Source organism: Bradyrhizobium sp. HKCCYLS3077, assembly GCF_051167555.1.
Taxonomy (GTDB): Bacteria; Pseudomonadota; Alphaproteobacteria; order Rhizobiales; family Xanthobacteraceae; genus Bradyrhizobium.
This window is the reverse complement of the sequence record NZ_JBNPTH010000011.1, coordinates 176,500-192,208: the sequence shown is the minus strand read 5'-3', so window position 1 is coordinate 192,208 and position 15,709 is coordinate 176,500. Positions and strand designations below refer to the sequence as shown.

Annotated in this window: 16 protein-coding genes and 2 pseudogenes; 8 read left to right on the top strand and 10 right to left on the bottom strand. The window is 63.9% G+C overall.

All coding sequences use genetic code 11. The features are described 5' to 3' along the window. From ACQR0Z_RS33290 to ACQR0Z_RS33275, 4 genes are all read right to left on the bottom strand, one after another. Positions 1-815, bottom strand: an 815-nt coding sequence (locus tag ACQR0Z_RS33290; protein ID WP_434921447.1) for an Hpt domain-containing protein, incomplete at its 3' end; no start/stop codon positions are given. A gap of 234 nt (positions 816-1,049) precedes the next feature. Then, positions 1,050-1,445 (bottom strand): flagellar biosynthesis repressor FlbT, encoded by a 396-nt coding sequence (gene flbT / locus ACQR0Z_RS33285; protein ID WP_434860250.1) that lies wholly within the window; start codon positions 1,443-1,445, stop codon positions 1,050-1,052. A 218-nt stretch (positions 1,446-1,663) separates the two neighbouring features. Then, positions 1,664-3,217, bottom strand: a complete 1,554-nt coding sequence (locus ACQR0Z_RS33280; protein WP_434879229.1) for a flagellin — start codon at positions 3,215-3,217, stop codon at positions 1,664-1,666. A gap of 296 nt (positions 3,218-3,513) precedes the next feature. Beyond that, complete coding sequence (locus tag ACQR0Z_RS33275; RefSeq protein ID WP_434921446.1) at positions 3,514-4,269, bottom strand: histidine kinase dimerization/phospho-acceptor domain-containing protein; 756 nt, start codon at positions 4,267-4,269, stop codon at positions 3,514-3,516. Between the two features lie 65 nt (positions 4,270-4,334). On the opposite strand from ACQR0Z_RS33275, the gene ACQR0Z_RS33270 reads away from it, so the two are divergent. The 6 genes from ACQR0Z_RS33270 (at position 4,335) to ACQR0Z_RS33245 (ending at position 9,945) form a co-directional block, all read left to right on the top strand. Then, the gene (locus ACQR0Z_RS33270) at positions 4,335-4,853 is read left to right on the top strand and encodes a hypothetical protein (protein ID WP_434921445.1); all 519 of its coding nucleotides are present in this window, start codon (positions 4,335-4,337) and stop codon (positions 4,851-4,853) included. Between the two features lie 58 nt (positions 4,854-4,911). After that, positions 4,912-5,634 (top strand): Crp/Fnr family transcriptional regulator, encoded by a 723-nt coding sequence (locus ACQR0Z_RS33265; protein ID WP_434860254.1) that lies wholly within the window; start codon positions 4,912-4,914, stop codon positions 5,632-5,634. 226 nt (positions 5,635-5,860) lie between these two features. Beyond that, complete coding sequence (locus ACQR0Z_RS33260; RefSeq protein ID WP_009026776.1) at positions 5,861-6,250, top strand: response regulator; 390 nt, start codon at positions 5,861-5,863, stop codon at positions 6,248-6,250. A gap of 220 nt (positions 6,251-6,470) precedes the next feature. Continuing rightward, entirely contained in the window at positions 6,471-6,884 is a 414-nt protein-coding gene (locus ACQR0Z_RS33255) for a response regulator (RefSeq protein WP_434860255.1), read from the top strand. 6 nt (positions 6,885-6,890) lie between these two features. Then, entirely contained in the window at positions 6,891-9,443 is a 2,553-nt protein-coding gene (locus ACQR0Z_RS33250) for an ATP-binding protein (RefSeq protein WP_434860256.1), read from the top strand. Between the two features lie 256 nt (positions 9,444-9,699). Then, positions 9,700-9,945, top strand: a complete 246-nt coding sequence (locus tag ACQR0Z_RS33245; protein ID WP_006614403.1) for a hypothetical protein — start codon at positions 9,700-9,702, stop codon at positions 9,943-9,945. Positions 9,946-10,073: 128 nt separating this feature from the next. Here ACQR0Z_RS33245 and ACQR0Z_RS33240 read toward each other — a convergent pair whose 3' ends face one another. Beyond that, on the bottom strand, positions 10,074-10,664 hold the full coding sequence (locus ACQR0Z_RS33240; protein WP_434921453.1) for a response regulator transcription factor: 591 nt from the start codon (positions 10,662-10,664) through the stop codon (positions 10,074-10,076). Positions 10,665-10,977: 313 nt separating this feature from the next. Here ACQR0Z_RS33240 and ACQR0Z_RS33235 point away from each other — a divergent pair, with 313 nt between their 5' ends. Both ACQR0Z_RS33235 and ACQR0Z_RS33230 read left to right on the top strand, forming a co-directional pair. Then, positions 10,978-12,129, top strand: a complete 1,152-nt coding sequence (locus ACQR0Z_RS33235) for a hypothetical protein (protein ID WP_434860414.1) — start codon at positions 10,978-10,980, stop codon at positions 12,127-12,129. Between the two features lie 198 nt (positions 12,130-12,327). Next, positions 12,328-12,759, top strand: a complete 432-nt coding sequence (locus ACQR0Z_RS33230) for a hypothetical protein (protein ID WP_434921444.1) — start codon at positions 12,328-12,330, stop codon at positions 12,757-12,759. A gap of 31 nt (positions 12,760-12,790) precedes the next feature. On the opposite strand, the gene ipdC is transcribed toward ACQR0Z_RS33230, so the two are convergent. The 5 genes and pseudogenes from ipdC to ACQR0Z_RS33205 all read right to left on the bottom strand — a co-directional run. Further along, positions 12,791-14,428, bottom strand: coding sequence for an indolepyruvate/phenylpyruvate decarboxylase (gene ipdC / locus ACQR0Z_RS33225; protein ID WP_434921443.1), 1,638 nt, complete (start codon positions 14,426-14,428; stop codon positions 12,791-12,793). Positions 14,429-14,551: 123 nt separating this feature from the next. After that, complete coding sequence (locus ACQR0Z_RS33220; RefSeq protein ID WP_434921442.1) at positions 14,552-14,752, bottom strand: hypothetical protein; 201 nt, start codon at positions 14,750-14,752, stop codon at positions 14,552-14,554. 479 nt (positions 14,753-15,231) lie between these two features. Beyond that, on the bottom strand, positions 15,232-15,276 hold the full coding sequence (locus ACQR0Z_RS33215) for a hypothetical protein (RefSeq protein WP_434879313.1): 45 nt from the start codon (positions 15,274-15,276) through the stop codon (positions 15,232-15,234). A 27-nt stretch (positions 15,277-15,303) separates the two neighbouring features. Further along, positions 15,304-15,573: pseudogene (locus tag ACQR0Z_RS33210) on the bottom strand (IS66 family transposase); the annotation flags it as partial. Positions 15,574-15,642: 69 nt separating this feature from the next. Continuing rightward, positions 15,643-15,701 (bottom strand): annotated as a pseudogene (locus ACQR0Z_RS33205) (hypothetical protein); the annotation flags it as partial. Positions 15,702-15,709 lie beyond the last annotated feature (8 nt).

Here is a 15,709-nt window from a genome sequence, read left to right as displayed (position 1 = left end):
TCCGAGACCATCGTCATCAGATGTTCGAGCGTGTCGACATTGACGCGGATCGACTGGTTGGCGACCTTGTCGCTCTCCTGCACCTCGCCATCGGCATTGGCCTTCGGCCGCGCCGCCTTCTTGGGTGCTTCAGCCTTGGCCTCCGCCTTGGCCGGTTCTGGCTTGGCCGCTGGCGGGGTTGCCTTGGTTTCAGCCTTGGTTTCGGCCTTGGCCTCGGACGCCTGCTCGTGCGCTGGCGGGGTCTCGATGGCGGTTTCGCGGAAGGCGCGCTCCAGCTCGTCCAGCGACACCTCGCCGGGACGCAGCGGACGCTCCAGCGTCTGGTCGATCAGGGTGCCCTGGGTGGCAGCCTTGGCCGCAGGCGCGGCGGGAGCTTCAGGGGCAAGCGGGGGCGCGGCCTCGGCTGCGACTGCAGCCGGCGCGCCGGCCATCGCGGCCATGCCGCGCTCGACCATCGCCTCGAGCTCGCTGATGAGATCGCGGTCTTCGCCCTCGGGCTCGGACTCATTGGCCTCGAGCTGGGCCAGCAGGTCCTTAATGCGATCGATCGTGGTGAGGATCAGCGTCACGGCCTCGCCGGTGACCGGCATGCCGTCGCGAAATTTGCCCATCAGGGTTTCGGCGGCATGCGCCAGCGCTTCGAGCCGCGGCAGGCCGAGGAAGCCGCAGGTCCCCTTGATCGTGTGCACCAGCCGGAAGATGTTATCCAGGATCTTGGCGTTGTTCGGCTCCTGCTCGAACCGCACCAACTGATTGTCGACGGTATCCAGGCTCTCGCTGGTCTCCGTCAGGAACTCACGCAACAGATCGTCCATGAAACTGGCCTTCCAAGAATTGGTGCGGCGATCGCGGGCGACCGCTGATCCTGTCAGAGCGACGGTTGGTCCGGTGCCTTCGCCATGCAGCGCATACCCAACCGCCGTCTGGCTCGGCTCAACGGACTTTCCTCGTTGCCATCGTTAGGCCGGGCTTTTATCCGTCCCGTTAATTTTAGTGTCCGTGCTAATACGGAACTTAACACCGGCGCCGAGGGAGCTCCGGCGGGGGGCTCAGGGCGCAGCTTCGGCGTGGACGGCCGGGCAATCCTCGCGCTCGAACAGCGTCCGAATCTCCTTCAAAGCCTTGTAGAGGGAGCCTTCAGTGACATGGCGATCGACCACCTCGGCCTGCCCCGCGGCATGGGGAAGCGCCCTGCGCAATTCGTTCATGCAGGCGAGATAGGACGCTCGATAGCGGATCGTGTCATTCTTCAGATACATCGTCTGGACGCAAAGATAGAGACGCTTAGCCGGTGTATCGGCCGTTTCGGCCGTCACGGTGTCTCGCTCGCGGAGAATGGGCGCATCACCCTCGACGATGAAACGGGCGCGCGTATTCGAATTGACGATGACGCTGTCGCCGATCACGATCCGTTCAAACGGCTTCAGCTCGACCCGCAAGGGCATACGCAGATCTCCTCTCAGGAGTCTCGCCCGGGAGGCTCCTCGCGGGAGCGGCGTCGTCGGCAGGCTGGGTCGGCGCGATACGACGTTGCTCGCGTGCTTGGCTTCTCGGCTCATCCGCCGCACAAGTCGATGCGTGGCGACGTCATGTCCGGAGCTTGGAGCCGAAAGCGGCGGGGAAAGCCCCGCCGCCTCCGATGTTGATGAGTGCTGACCGCGCCTTAGCGCAGGAGCTGCAGCACGCTCGCCTGCGACTGGTTGGCGAGCGACAGCGCGGACACCGCGATCGACTGGCGGGTCGACAGCGCCTGGCTGTTGGCCGCTTCCTCGTTGGTGTCGGCCAGAGTCAGGTTCGACGAACCGGTCTGCAGCACGTTGATCAGGTTCTTGTTGAAGTCCTGACGAACCTGCACGACCGAGAGGTTCGAACCCAGCGTCGAGGCCTCGGACCGCAGCGTGGAGCTGGCGGTGTTGAGGACGCCGATCACCTTGTTCGCCGAGTTGTTGTCGAGGAAGTCGGTGCCCGAGGTCAGGCTCGAGAGGCCGAGGCCCGCCGAGTTGAACGTGACACCGGTGATCGACAGCGTCGACTTGCCGGTCTCGTTGAAGGTCAGCTTCAGCGTATCGCCGTTCAGCAGGTTGATGCCGTTGAACGAAGCGTCGGCCGCGGTCGTGTTGATCTGCGCAAGCACGTTGTTGTACTGCGAGACCAGGCTCGAACGCTGCGACTGAGCCGTGGAATCCACGACGGGAGCCGCAACGGTGGCGCCGTTGAAGGCGTTGCCGCTGACGGAGAACGCCGTGCCACCGATGGTGCCGATCGTCGAAGACGCCGCATCATTGGTGGTCGAGATCGTCAGCTTGTTGGTCGACGAGTCGAGCGTGGCCTGGAGGTTGTTGGCCGCGAGCTTGCTGTTGAGGTCGCTCAGCGACTTGACCTGCCCTGTTCCTAGTCCGAACGTGAAGCTGGTCGCCGTTCCTCCGCCTGTCGCCGCGATCGTCAGCGTCTGGCCCGCCAAGGCGTTGCCGGTGGCCGACAGGCCGAGCTTGGCCAATGTGCCGGAGCTGCCGGAGACGGTCAATCCTGCCGCCGGCGGCGTCAGGGTGATCGCACCCGCGGTGACCGAAGCGGTCACGCCGGCCTGCGTCTGGATCGCCGACAGCAGGTTGCTGACGGAGTCGCCGATACCAATGCTGGTGCCGGTGGAGGTTGTGCCGGTGACGAAGGTGAAGGTGGTGCCGTTGACGACCAGCGTTTCACCGGAGGTGATGCCGGTGGCCAGGTTGTTCGACGCCGTGCCTGCGGTGCCGGACAGCTTGGTCGAGCCGGTGATCGCCGAGGCGGACGAGGTGTTGTCGTTGTTGACAACCGAGCCCGTCACCGCGGTCGCGCTGGAGCCCAGCAGGTCGCTGGCGGTCGCGCCGGTCAGAGCCGAGGAGACGACGTTCGACTTGGTGGAGTAGCCGACCGCGCTCTGCAGCACCTGGTTGGCGATCGACTTGGCGCTGTCGACGAGCTTCTGCAGCGAGGTGATGCCGGTGTTGGCGGCCTGCAGAACCTGCACGCCGTTGCCGATGCCGTCGAGCAGATTGGAGATGTCGGAAGCGCGGTTGTCGAGACCCTGGGCGGTGAAGAAGTTGGTCGGATTGTCGAGAGCCGAGTTGACCTTCTTGCCCGTGGAGAGGTTGTTCTGCGTGGTGGCGAGGAGCTGAGCCGTCGACTGGAGCGAGAGCAGGTTCTGGCGAACCGACGCAGAGAGTACGATACCTGACATTGTCATTCCCTTCTGGATGAACACGAGTAGACATCGCCGCACCATTCTGTCGGCGATATGCGACACTGGGCCGCGGAATCCTACCCGTTCCTTAAATCGATCCAGGAACTGCGACGCGAGGCACCCGCCTCCGCCGTTAATCCTAACTTGCTGCTAATCGGCTTGGTAAAATACGAGAAAACGGCCGGAATTCGCGTCTCGATGGCACCGTCTTGCGCAGGCGGGCCTGGTCGCGCGATCGCGGCGCGACGCTGCCGTTAGGGCGCCGCTAACCATGGCGCGGAACGGCCTGCCGGCTAGGAGGGCTCTCGGTCGATGCGCGGAAGGACGATTTCGACACACGCCGTCCGGTCGTGCGGCTCCTTCAACGCCAATCGTCCGTTCGAGCGCCGCACGAAGTCGTCCACCAGCTTGATCTCGGAGAAGATCGGCTCGGACGGCGAGACGCCGTCCGCGTTCACCGATGCGGTGAGCACGATCAGCACGTCGGCGCGAGGGTCTTCGACCGCGGCGCCGCCATCGCTGATGCGCCTCGCATCGATGTCGATCCGGCCGCCATGTTCGAGCCGGTGGCGCGCGCCGATGGCAAGACACAGCAGGGCCGCCATCAGCTGGCCGGGGTCTGCGTACACGGACGGTACATCCGCCGCCACCGAGGTCGTCACCTCGACATCGGTGCCCAAGGTCGGACGAAGCAGACGGCCGACATCGACCAGAAGTTCGTTCAACTCGACCGCACATGGCCGCGGCGGCCGGCCACGCGCGAAAGACAAGAGCTGCGACGTCAATCGTGCGCCGCGCGTGGCTGCCTCATCGATCAAACGCGCGACCGCTGCGAGTTCGGGTTTGTCCTCGACCGCCTCGGCGAGAATGTCGATGGTGCCTGTAATCACCGTGAGGATGTTGTTGAAGTCGTGCAGCAGTCCGCCGGCGACCTGACCGACGATGGCCATTCCAGGATTGACGCCGGACGATTCCGACTCCGACACGTCGACACTGCTGCTCGGCGACGGCGATGACGAGGCGGACCGTTGGTGGGAGGAAGAGGCCATGAAATCCTGAGCTACCTGTTTGGGAAACGGCGGACCTGCCGGGATGACGCGAACGAACCAAGGCGATGGCGGCATTCAGCCTCGATGCGGAGGAGCTCAGCCTCGTTGCTGACCATCGATCGCGCTCCGGCCGGATGCGCAATCAGCCCCCTGCTCAAGTCCTGCTGTTGCAGGACGACTGCTACATCATCGTCGGTCGCCGAACCTCGGCCGAAGCCGCCGTTCAGGAGCACAGGGTTGCATCGGACATGAAAATATCCGTCAACGAATCAGCGCGGTTATTAGCGATTTTGGCTTCAAGATGTCGGCTGTCAATCGCGGTGGCATGCCGCCGTGCCACGGCGAGGGCGAGAGGACGCGAGCCATTCGAGCAATCATGCGCTTCGAGTGATGACGAGGGAGAGAAAGCTTGGATGCGATCTGTATACAAGCGGCACTCACGTAGCTGGCTCTCCGCCGCGTTTTTCGGCGGACCAATCTTCCACGACATTTTCACGCACATCTGCACACCAACGAGCACAGAGGGAACCATGGCGCGTGACAGCTTGTTATTTCTCTTGTCAGCCGATGGGGCGCAGTTTTAAGGAACCTTGAGTGCATCGAGATCTGCGAGGCTCAGTCGCTGCAATGCAGGAGATGGCTTTGGACCCCAGCTTGCGTTCTCCCAACGGCTTCCTGTCATCGCTGGTTGACGAGGATTTCGAGCTCATCCGCCCCTATTTGCGGACGGTCGATCTCGTGCAGGATTCCGTTCTCGCCGAAGTCGGCGAAAAGCTGACGCGGATTTATTTTCCCCATCGTGGCGTCATCTCGCTGGTCGTCAATCTCGCACGCGGAGAGCGTGTGCAAGTCGCGATGATCGGGCGCGACAGCTTCTTCGGAGGCATGTCGCTGCTGGGCGGCGGCGACCCGCTCGTGCTCAACAGTGCGGCCGTGCTAGTGCCGGGCAGCGCGTCGGTCGTCGATATCGACAGGGTGCGCGCCGCCGCGGAGCAGAGCTCCACGTTCCGCGCCGCCATCCTTCGCCACGCACTCGCCATTTACGTGCAGAGCCAGCAAACCGCAGGTTGCAACGCTGCCCATACGGTTGAATCCCGCCTTGCCCGCTGCCTGCTGCAGACGCATGACCTCTCCGGCGGCAACAAGCTCTACATCACCCAGGAATCGCTGGCCCAGATGATCGGCGCCCGGCGGAACAGCGTGTCGCTGGTAGCGAGCACGCTGCAACAGGCCGACTTCATCCATTACAGCCGCGGTCATATCGAGATCATCGATATCGACGGGCTGAAGAAGACGGCCTGCGAATGCTACGGTGCCGTCAAGGCTCAGTACGAAAAACTGGTGCGCCCGCGCCCGCTGCCCTGAGAGGGTTTTTGTCCGGCGATCAACTGCCGGGCGGCCCCGCCTCCGTACAACTACGGCCTCACGCACGATCCGCCCCGTTCGCCCGCACGGAATTAACGCGCTGTTCAACGGGCGCTGATAATTGTCGACGTGCTGACGAGCGCGAGTTCCAAGAAGCGTCGAATCATCTTCGTGCTGAAATATCTCGCCCGTGTTCGGCTTTTGACCAAACGCGCGGAGTAATGACATGGCCTTTGATCTGTCGATGCCGATTCTGGTGGTCGATGACTATGCCACAATGATTCGGATCATCCGCAACCTGCTGAAGCAGCTCGGATTTGAAAACGTCGACGACGCCAGCGACGGATCGGCCGCCCTCGCCAAGATGCAGGCGAAGAAATATGGGCTGGTGATCTCCGACTGGAACATGGAGCCGATGACCGGCTACGACCTGCTTCGCGAGGTCCGCGCCAGCCCGGAACTGTCGAAAACGCCGTTCATCATGATCACGGCCGAATCGAAGACCGAGAACGTCATCGCCGCCAAGAAGGCCGGCGTCAGCAACTACATCGTCAAGCCGTTCAATGCGGCGACGTTGAAGACCAAGATGGAAGCCGTGTTCGGCCCCGCCGACTGATCCGGCTGCCCCCCGAATGATGCGCAACGGCCGGACCTGTCCGGCCGTTTCCTTGTTGCCGGCCTGAAGATCGCACGGCCTGCGATCGGCGCGCGTGGCGGCCCCTGCCTTGCTTCCCGTAGTTGTACGGAAACCAAAATTTACGAGGGGGTCAGAGGCGCCCGTTAGACATGGCCTGCTTGCCGTCAAATCCTCCAGGATGGCAACGGGACAGGGCTTCATGCGCAACGAACTCCTCGTGATCGAAGACGCCGACGTGCATCAGTCGATCTTACGGAAGATCGCATCCCAGTCTGGTTTCAACACCACGGGCGTGAATTCCGTCGATGCCGCCTCGAGCGTTCTGCAGAAGAGGCATTTCGATTGCGTCACACTGGACTTGTCGCTCGGCGAACGGTCCGGGACCGAGGTTCTCGATCGTCTCGCCGAGCTGAAGTTCCGCGGACCGGTGCTGATCATCAGCGCGTCCGAGAAGGATGCGCTCAACGCCTCGGTTCGTATCGGGAATTTTCTCGAGCTGAACGTCTATCCTGCCTTCTCCAAGCCGATCGATGTCGTTCGTCTGAGGGAGACGCTGAAGCAGATCGCGCAGGAGACCGATCTGCGACGGATGGTCAGGACCGCGGGCTGGTAGCTGGTGATGAGCAACAAGAAACGTTTTCTGGGAGCGCCTGCGGCAATCGCGCTCATCCTCATCTGCGTCATTGCCGGCAGCAACCTGTTCTTCCTGTCCAATCTGCGCGAGAACGCGCTTCAGCACGCCGAAGAGGATCTCAGCCGGCACAGCCTCACGCTGGCCGAGAACGCCGACCGCTCCGTCAAGTCGGTCGACCTGGTGCTCACCAGCGTCCGCGACTATCTGGCGCGCGGTGGCGCGATCGACGCTGTGGCCTATCACAAGATAGCCTCCGACTATCAGACCCATCTCCTCCTCAAGGAAAAGATCGCGGGACTGCCGCAGATCGATGCCGTGACCCTGATAGATGCGCAGGGCAAGCTCCTGAACTTTTCGCGCTACTGGCCGATTCCGGACGTCAACATCTCGGACCGCGACTACTTCAAGGCGCTGAAGGCCGATCCGGCGCTGCAGACCTTCGTCAGCAAGCCGGTCCAGAACCGCGGCGACGGCACCTGGAACATCTATTTCGCCCGCCGGCTGGATGACTCCGCCGGCGCGTTCATGGGCATGATGCTCGGCGCGATGTCCGTGCCCCATCTGGAGAACTTCTTCGGCTCGACCGCGCTCGGCCTGGATGCCTCGGTGTCGCTGGTCCGCGACGACGGCATCCTGCTCGCGCATTTCCCGCCGACGAGCGAGATCGGGCGAGCGACCTCCGGCTTCGGGCAGCGCGCACTTTCGGCCGGCGGCGTGCTGCGGGAGCCATCGACGCGGACGGGCGAGATGCGTCTGCGGGCGGCAAAGATGCTACCCAACTATCCGGCCATGATCGTGGTGTCCGTGCCCGAGCAGCACGTCCTGAAGGAATGGCGGGCGATGGCCATCCTGCTCGTGATCACCTCCCTGCTGACCGCCGTGGCGGTGCTGGCCGCGGCCGTGCTGATCTCGCGCTGGTGGGAACGGCACGAGCAGTTGATCAACGCCGCGGAAGCCGCCAATGCCGCGAAATCGACCTTCGTCGCGATGATGAGCCACGAGATCCGCACGCCGATGAACGCGGTGCTCGGCCTCGCAACGACCCTGCTCGAGACCAATCTCGATCCCGAGCAGCGCCGCTCGGTCGTGGCCATCCACAATGCCGGCGACAATCTGCTCGAGATCCTGAACGACATCCTCGACTTCTCCAAGCTGGAATCCGGCCAGCTGTCGCTCGAAGACATCGCCTTCTCCGCCGAAGCCCTCGTTCACAACACGCTGAGCATCATCGGGCCTCGGGCGTCCGCCAAGGATCTCAAGCTCCGCAATGTCAGCGATCCAGCGGTGCCGCCCGCGCTGGTCGGAGACGCCGGCCGCATTCGCCAGATCCTGCTGAACCTCGTGTCCAACGCGGTGAAGTTCACGTCGTCCGGCGAAGTCGTCGTCACCACGCGCTGCATCGACAAGGACGCCGAAAAGGCAACCGTGGAATGGACAGTGACCGACACCGGCATCGGCATCGCCGCCGACAAGATCGGCTCCCTGTTCGCCAATTTCGTCCAAGCCGACAACTCCATCAGCCGCCGCTTCGGCGGCTCCGGACTCGGCCTTGCCATCTGCAAGCGCCTCACCGAACAGATGGGAGGCGAGATCAAGGTGACGTCGACGCTCGGCAGCGGCTCGACCTTTTCGTTCCGGCTGACCTTGCCGATCGCAGAGACGGTGGCCTTGCCCGAGCAGAACGACGACAGCATCTACGCCTCGCTGCAGAACAGGATCGCGGCCTTCGGCCGGCCGCTGCGCGTGCTTGTCGTCGACGACAATCCGACCAACCGGCTTGTCGCGACCAAGATGCTGAAGGATTTCGATGTCCAGACCGACACGGCCTGCGACGGCACGGAGGCCGTCACGGCGGCCAGCCGCTTCAACTACGACCTCATCCTGATGGATGTGCGCATGCCGGAGATGGATGGCTTCCAGGCGACGCGGACCATCCGCGCGCGCGGCGAGCGCCGATCCAACGTGCCCATCATCGCCTTCACCGCGAACGCCTTCATGGAGGACATTCGCGCCTGCCGCGAGGCCGGGATGAACGACTTCGTCGTCAAGCCGGCGCGCAAGAAGGCGCTGGTGGAGGCGATCCTGCGCGTGCTGCCCCTGCCTGCCCCGGCCATCGAGCTGGCGGGCGCCGAGACCGCGTCACTGGTCCCGGCGGATCCGGACGCCAGCGGGCCCGACCTCTCTCCCGAAACGGACGTCGCTCCCGAGCCGGCGCTCGATCGCGACGCCTATGCGGAGCTGGTCGGCGAGATCGGCGACGACGCGGCGCAGGAAATCCGCGACGTGTTCCTCAGCGAGACGGACGCCCGGCTGAAGCTGTTCCGGAAACTGTCGCTCGACAGCGAGCGTATCAAGATCGGGCGCGAGGCGCATTCGCTGAAGAGCGCCGCAGGCACTTTCGGCTATCGAAGGCTCGCCAGCTATGCGCTGACGCTCGAGAAGAACGCGCCACGCCTCTCCGAGGGAGAGTACATCGAGCTGCTGGACAATATCGACGCCGCCTATGCGGCCGCCCGTGCTCAGGAGCTGCAATATTGAGAATGAGGCGGTTCGCGGGCGGAGCGGCGAGCATCCGCCGGCCTGCAGCGATGTCGGCCTGAGGCGCCGGAGGCGGTTTTCGCTGCGACATCATCAGGGCCGAAACGGTTTTCGACAACTTCAAGTCGACGGATTCGCAGAGCGCGATTCGTATAATCCCTTATAATGAGTTGACGCCGTACTTCTACGGCTCATGATTTTCACGATCAACTAATCATGAGCTGCGAGACTTGGGCTCACATAGGAGATGTGTCCCATGTTTACCTTTGAAACCGCCGACCAGAAGGAAGTCAGGCGTTTCCGAATTGCGCAGTTCAACGGCCGGACGGCGACCGTGAAGTCCGGCGGATCAACAATCACCGGCCACGTCCGTTCAGTGATGGAAAAGGAAGCGAGCGTTCCGCCGCGCTGGACCATCACGATTGTGCCGACCCCTCCCAAGGCGCAAGCGCCGTTGCGGCCGACCTCGCGGGTTCGCCCTTTCGCCGAAGATTATTTCTAAGCCCACGGCCACACAAGCAGCCGCTGTCCGATCGGCCCCTGAGGCGGGCCCGATCGGACAGCGGCGCGTGTCGTCATCGTTCGAACACATCAGCCGACGGCGATCGCGGCCGCCTGCACGTGCCGCGTTCACCCGATCGGATTGAGAAGGGCAGCGCGGACCAGTTCGGCGGTGTTTCGCGCGCCCAATTTTCGCATGGCCTCCGCACGATGGCTCTCGAAGGTGCGCGGGCTGATGCCCATGCGCAAGGCCCCTTCCTTGTTGGAGTGACCTTCGCTGATCAGCTTGAGAACCTCGCGTTCGCGGGGCGTGAGCGACTTGCTGGCGCGGCCGGACTGTCGGGTCGTGCCCTGTTCATCGACCGGCGACGTCTGTGAAGGCGGGGCGAGCTGATTCTTCGCACCGGCCATCTGATGAACCAGGGCACAGACCCGTTCGGTCTGCAGCAGCGCATTGTCGACCACCAATTGGACGTGCCGCCGCTCGCCGGGCGCCTTGGCGATCTCGTCACTGCGCTGCTTGATTTCACCCATGTAGAGCATCAGTGCGGTGAGCGAGCCGTTGAGCTGGCGCGCCAGGGCGACCACGTCATGCTCGTCGGAATGGTTGGAGCGCAACGCGCCCTGACGGGCGGCCGGAAAGCCGGGCTCGTTAACCCTCTGGCCGCCGGACAGGGAGGCGGCGCGATCGTCCGAAACGCTGTTGCTCAGCTGTGTCATGCCCCATCCTGGCCCGTCGGCAACTTTAACATGGTTAACATTGCCGTCCGTAACAATACGGGATTCTTCCGCAACCTCCCGCAAGCGTGGAGAAATTCCCCCATAAGTTGCGATCGAAAACGTTAACCCGGCAAAAGCGCGAAAGACGTTCGCCAGGCGGCCGCGCACCCCTGACGATCCAATCCACGACAGCGTGCATTTCTACGATTGTTTACTGATATTAATTCGGCACCAACTGTTTCGTGATTCCATGCGCCCCGTTCTCGTCCGTGGAGATGAGCACTCATGATTGACAGCCGATAGCCTGACGCCGATGGGACCGGTCGACCGGATCTGGGAATTCCTGCAGCGGTTATCACCGTTGACGCGAAGCTGTCTGCTCAGCGAGCTCGAGCGGCTCGAACTGAGCGGCGTCGACATGCCGGGGTCAGCCGACCTGCAGGCGCGGCTGCGCGCGGAGATCCGCAACAACAACGGCGCCGGCGGCCACCGCGTCATCAATCCCTCTCGCTACTTCTTCATGCCGATCGAGCAGCTTCTGATCGACGGCTCGCCTGAACATGCCAATGAAGGCCGCATCGCCCGGGGCTCCCTGACGCCGATCTGGGAATGGATCTCGCGGGATCTGCTCCCGACCATGGCGCGGGACTATAACGCGCAGATGCGCGAGCTGATCGCCGGGGACAAGCAGCGTGAATGCCGGCAGGTCGCAAACGCATTCCAGACCAAGGTGACGAAGTCGCTGGAAGGCACCCTGTCGCGGGCCGACGGCATCGAACAGGTGCGCGAGAAGCTCAAGGCCTACACCGCCTCGCCCTCCGTGTTCGACGACGTCATCAAGCTGATGAAGGCGCTCCGCGCGCGCGAAGAGCTGGCAAAGTTCGCCGACTCGCTGCCGGACCGGATCGCCGAGTTCGACGATCCCCAGGTGAAGAAGATGGCGCTGCTGCTCGACGGCCTGCGCAAGAAGGAGCCCGAAGCCGTCCCATTCGCGCTAACGCTCGTCGCCAAGCGCCTGAAGGAGCCATGGCAGGTGATGCGCCTGGCCACCAAGGCGGCGCGCTCGAAGAACGTGGCCGATGTCATCACCGCGCCTTACGCCCTGACGGTGCCGATGGTGCTCGACCAGCTCGAGGACAAGCGGCTCGCGCTGCGGATTGCCTTGAAGAACAACCGCGTCGTGACCGCCAAGGAAATCCTGACCAGCATCTACGATATCGAATACGCCATCCAGGTCCGCATCGATCGCATCGAGGACTCGGATTGGGGCACGCGCCTCGCCACGATTCTCAGTAACACCGACAGGATGGTACAGGCCGAGATCAAGCGCTTCCCGGCCGAGGTCGGACACGTGCTCGGGTCGAACAGGCTGCGCGGCCACCGCTCGATCGGCGACCGCCTCAGCTATTTCGCCTGGAAGGGCCGCGACGCGATCAAATCGGCGCTGCGCTCGGCGACCGGCTGAGTCCCGGGCACGCCGGCTCGCCCCTCCCCAAGCGGCGCCGCGCGCCGACATCGGTCAGGCTGCGCTCATGCGAGCGCTCTTTCGCCGCCGCAGGATCCGGATCATCGCTGGACGGTTTCAATGAAGCGTGGTTGAGCTGCGCGGCATGTCACATGCCCGATGACGCGGTCGCGTACCCTGCTTCGGTCGGCGAGAACAATGGAGAGACACGTGAAAGCGAGCAGGATGTTGCTGGTTGCGCTGGCGCTGGGATGCGCCGCGCTTGTCAGTTCCGACGGTGGCGCACAGAGCGTCGCAGAGCCCGCGACCGCCGCGCCGACGGCCGACAATGCCGTGCTGCTGACCGTCTTCCTCAAGCACGATCAGTCGCGCCCCCTGAGCGAGCTCAACGCGCAGCTCGAGCGTCAGGGCTTCTATAAGGCGTTCCCGCCGGCCGGTGTCGAGGTGGTCAGCTGGTACGTCATGATGGGGGTTGGCCAGGTGGTGACGCTCCGTCTCGCGGCCTCGCGCCTGCGCGAGGTCAACCGCATCTTCGAAACCACCGCCTGGGGCGTCTATCGAACCGAATTCTATCCGACCTATGACTACAAGGCGGTGGGGCTCGGGAATCACGACAAGGCGCTGCAATAGGCTGGCTTGGCCGACGCGTTCGGATCTCGCGTCATCCCCTGGCCAGGCGCTCACGGGCCGATTTGAACCCGGCGACGAAACGCGCCAGGGTGTCCGAGGTCTTGCCCCGCGGCAGCATCACCTCGATCAGCGAGAACTGTCCGCGCCGCTGCACGGCGCGCTGCAGCGCCGCCACGAGTTCGGCGCGCGTTCCGACACGTTCGCCGGCCCCACCGATGGAGTTGGCGATCTCGGCGTAGTGCCAGTCGTCGAGGTCGTTGAAGCGCGATTCCGGCTGGAAAACCCGCAGCATTTCCCAGCTGCAATTGTTGAACAGCACGACGATCGGATCGAGCCCGTAACGGCGGCAATTGCCGAGCTCCCAGCCGGTCATCTGAAAAGCGCCGTCGCCGACCAGGATCAGCGGCCGCAATCCGGTGGCGGCGACGCCGATGCCGGCGGGCACGCCGAACCCCATGCCGGCATAGTAGCCGGGCGCGGCGAGTGCGGTATTGTCGATCTCCATCGCCGTGAACAGGCAGTCGCCGATATCCGAGGTCATCGGCATGCGGCCGTGGCGGTCGAACATGTCGTTGATCGCGGTGGCGATGTCCGAGGGCGCGATGGGCTGGCTGTCGGCAACGAGGCCGCGCGGATAGACGGAGCGCTGCCGGAGCGGTCCGGGGCTCGGCACACGCGGCGTGGCGCGGGCCTCCAGCGCGTCGATGAGATCGCCGAGCGGCATGTCGCGATAGGCGTGATGGCCGATCTGCACCTCGCGGCTCGCCGCCAGGATCATGCGGCGCGGATCCGGCGCGCGGTTCGACAGCGCGAAATTGGTGTCGGAGAGAATGACGCCGAGCATCAACACCAGGTCGGCGTCCTCGACCAGCTGGGTGATCGCCGGATTGCCCGCGGCGCCGAGATAGGTGCCGGCCACGACGTCGTCGGCCTTGTCGAGCAGCCCGCGGCCCATGAAGGTCGTGACCAGCGGCAGGCCGAGCTTGCGCGCCAGCGCCGCGATGCGGTCCTCGACGCCATAGCGGCGGATCTCGACGTCGACCACGATCACCGGGCGCTCGGCACGGCCGATGCGCGCGAGGATCTCGTCGACGCATTCGTCGAGCGCCTCGCGATTGGCGCGGCGCGGCGGCAGCGGCACCACCGCCTCGACCTCGGCGTCGACCATGTCGCGCGGAAATTCGAGATACACCGGCAGCGACATCTCCCGTGCGCTGCGCAGCACGCGCGCGATCTGCGCCGGCGCTGTCGCGGGATCGCTCAGCACCGCCTGGTCGCAGGTGATCTCCTTGAACACCGCGAGCTGGGTGTCGACCGTGCGCGCCTGGTGATGCAGCAGGAAGCCTGAAACGCGCTCGCGCGCACCGGGCGCGCCCGCGATTACCACCACCGGCGAGCGCTCGGCATAGGCGCCGGCGACCGCGTTGACGACATTGAAAGCACCGGCGCCATAGGTCACGACCGCCACGCCGAGGCCGCCATGATAGCGCGCGGCCGCATCCGCCGCGAAGCCGACCGCCGGCTCATGGCTGAGCGTCACGCTCGGCAGGATGTTGCTCTCCTCGATGACCTTGAACAGCGGCAGCACGAAATCGCCGGGAATGCCGAAGATCTCCCGGGCACCGTGATCCTTCAGGGCGGCAAGCAGGACAGAAGCGAGAGCAGGCATCCGACGTCCCCGTGTGCATGACATCCGCCCTGGTGCTACACGAGGTCAGCCGCGCTGCCAATTGCCGAACCGGTAATGCGCGCACCGCTTGAAGGGCCGGCGGGACCGAGCGGCACGGGCGCATCAATGTCCCGTCATCAGCGATGCCTGAACCAACAGTGCTGACGATCCGACCGCGTGCGGGATGACGAGGGTGGCCGCAAACAGAAAGATGGCAGCCACCATCATGACGACCTTCATCATGACGGTTCTGCGATCGGTGATCGGCAGGAACAGAAAGAACAGCAGCACAGCCGCCAGCGCGATCTCGAAGACATAGGACATGGCTCATCTCCTCCGTTGCCCGGACACGATGAGCCATGCATAGACACCTCGCTGTGCGCAACATCACTCGAATTGAGGCTTTTCGTCTTTTCGACGTTGGTGAGAATCGGAAATAGCCGATGTGACGCTGCTGCGTCGCGCTTACCGATGGCAATAGCACAGCTGAGGCTTATCAGATTCATTCGGACGAGAAGGCAGTATCGGCGGCAGAAGAGCGCGCAATGGCAACGCCCCAAATTGCACCACGACCATGACCTCATGCATTACGTTTGGCGCCAGTGTTAGCTAAGCCTACTTGCCGGGATCCCAAGGTCTAAGCCTCGATGATACCTAAATCCTTCATCGTTCGATTCAGAGCCCGGCAGCAATGTGCCGCCAACGTACGCATCCGGTGAAGACCACAGGCGGAGCAGCCCGCGCGGATGGACGATTGATCGGCTAGATCAGGCAGCAGCAGGGATGGCGGTGTGCTTCCAGCTCTAGGGCAGCAGGTCGGCGATCCTGCTGGCCGGATGATCGGGCAGCCTGGCGAGGACGTCGGCAAGCCACGCCTACGGGTCGACGTTGTTGAGCTTTGCGGTTTGGATGAGAGTAGCGATAGCGGCGGCACGGCGGCCGCCATCGTCGAAGCCGGCGAAGGTCCAGTTCTTGCGGCCGACGGCCACGGCGCGCAGCTCGCGTTCGGCCGCGTTGTTGGTCATGCACAGACAGCCATCATCGATGAAGAGCGTAAACACCTCCCAGCGCTTGAGGCTGTAGTCGATCGCCTTGGCGGTCTGCTCCTGCCGGAGAGCTTGGCGCAGCGCTCGTGCAGGAAGGTATGAAGCTTCTCGACCTGCGGTCGGCTGCGCTCGTCGCGCACGGCTTTGCGTTCGTGGGCCGGTAGACCCTTGATCTCGCGCTCGATTGCAAACATGGCGTCGATCTTCGCGATCGCTTCGATCGCGATCGGCGCCC

Excerpts from the sequence above, each read along its gene's own strand:
- ACQR0Z_RS33245 (WP_006614403.1), top strand. The coding sequence starts at position 9,700 with ATGTTTACCTTTGAAACCGCCGACCAGAAGGAAGTCAGGCGTTTCCGA.
- flbT (WP_434860250.1), bottom strand. The coding sequence starts at position 1,445 with ATGCCCTTGCGGGTCGAGCTGAAGCCGTTTGAACGGATCGTGATCGGC.
- ACQR0Z_RS33240 (WP_434921453.1), bottom strand. The coding sequence starts at position 10,664 with ATGACACAGCTGAGCAACAGCGTTTCGGACGATCGCGCCGCCTCCCTG.
- ipdC (WP_434921443.1), bottom strand. The coding sequence starts at position 14,428 with ATGCCTGCTCTCGCTTCTGTCCTGCTTGCCGCCCTGAAGGATCACGGT.
- ACQR0Z_RS33280 (WP_434879229.1), bottom strand. The coding sequence starts at position 3,217 with ATGTCAGGTATCGTACTCTCTGCGTCGGTTCGCCAGAACCTGCTCTCG.
- ACQR0Z_RS33235 (WP_434860414.1), top strand. The coding sequence starts at position 10,978 with ATGGGACCGGTCGACCGGATCTGGGAATTCCTGCAGCGGTTATCACCG.
- ACQR0Z_RS33220 (WP_434921442.1), bottom strand. The coding sequence starts at position 14,752 with ATGTCCTATGTCTTCGAGATCGCGCTGGCGGCTGTGCTGCTGTTCTTT.
- ACQR0Z_RS33230 (WP_434921444.1), top strand. The coding sequence starts at position 12,328 with ATGGAGAGACACGTGAAAGCGAGCAGGATGTTGCTGGTTGCGCTGGCG.
- ACQR0Z_RS33255 (WP_434860255.1), top strand. The coding sequence starts at position 6,471 with ATGCGCAACGAACTCCTCGTGATCGAAGACGCCGACGTGCATCAGTCG.
- ACQR0Z_RS33275 (WP_434921446.1), bottom strand. The coding sequence starts at position 4,269 with ATGGCCTCTTCCTCCCACCAACGGTCCGCCTCGTCATCGCCGTCGCCG.
- ACQR0Z_RS33250 (WP_434860256.1), top strand. The coding sequence starts at position 6,891 with ATGAGCAACAAGAAACGTTTTCTGGGAGCGCCTGCGGCAATCGCGCTC.
- ACQR0Z_RS33260 (WP_009026776.1), top strand. The coding sequence starts at position 5,861 with ATGGCCTTTGATCTGTCGATGCCGATTCTGGTGGTCGATGACTATGCC.
- ACQR0Z_RS33270 (WP_434921445.1), top strand. The coding sequence starts at position 4,335 with ATGGCGGCATTCAGCCTCGATGCGGAGGAGCTCAGCCTCGTTGCTGAC.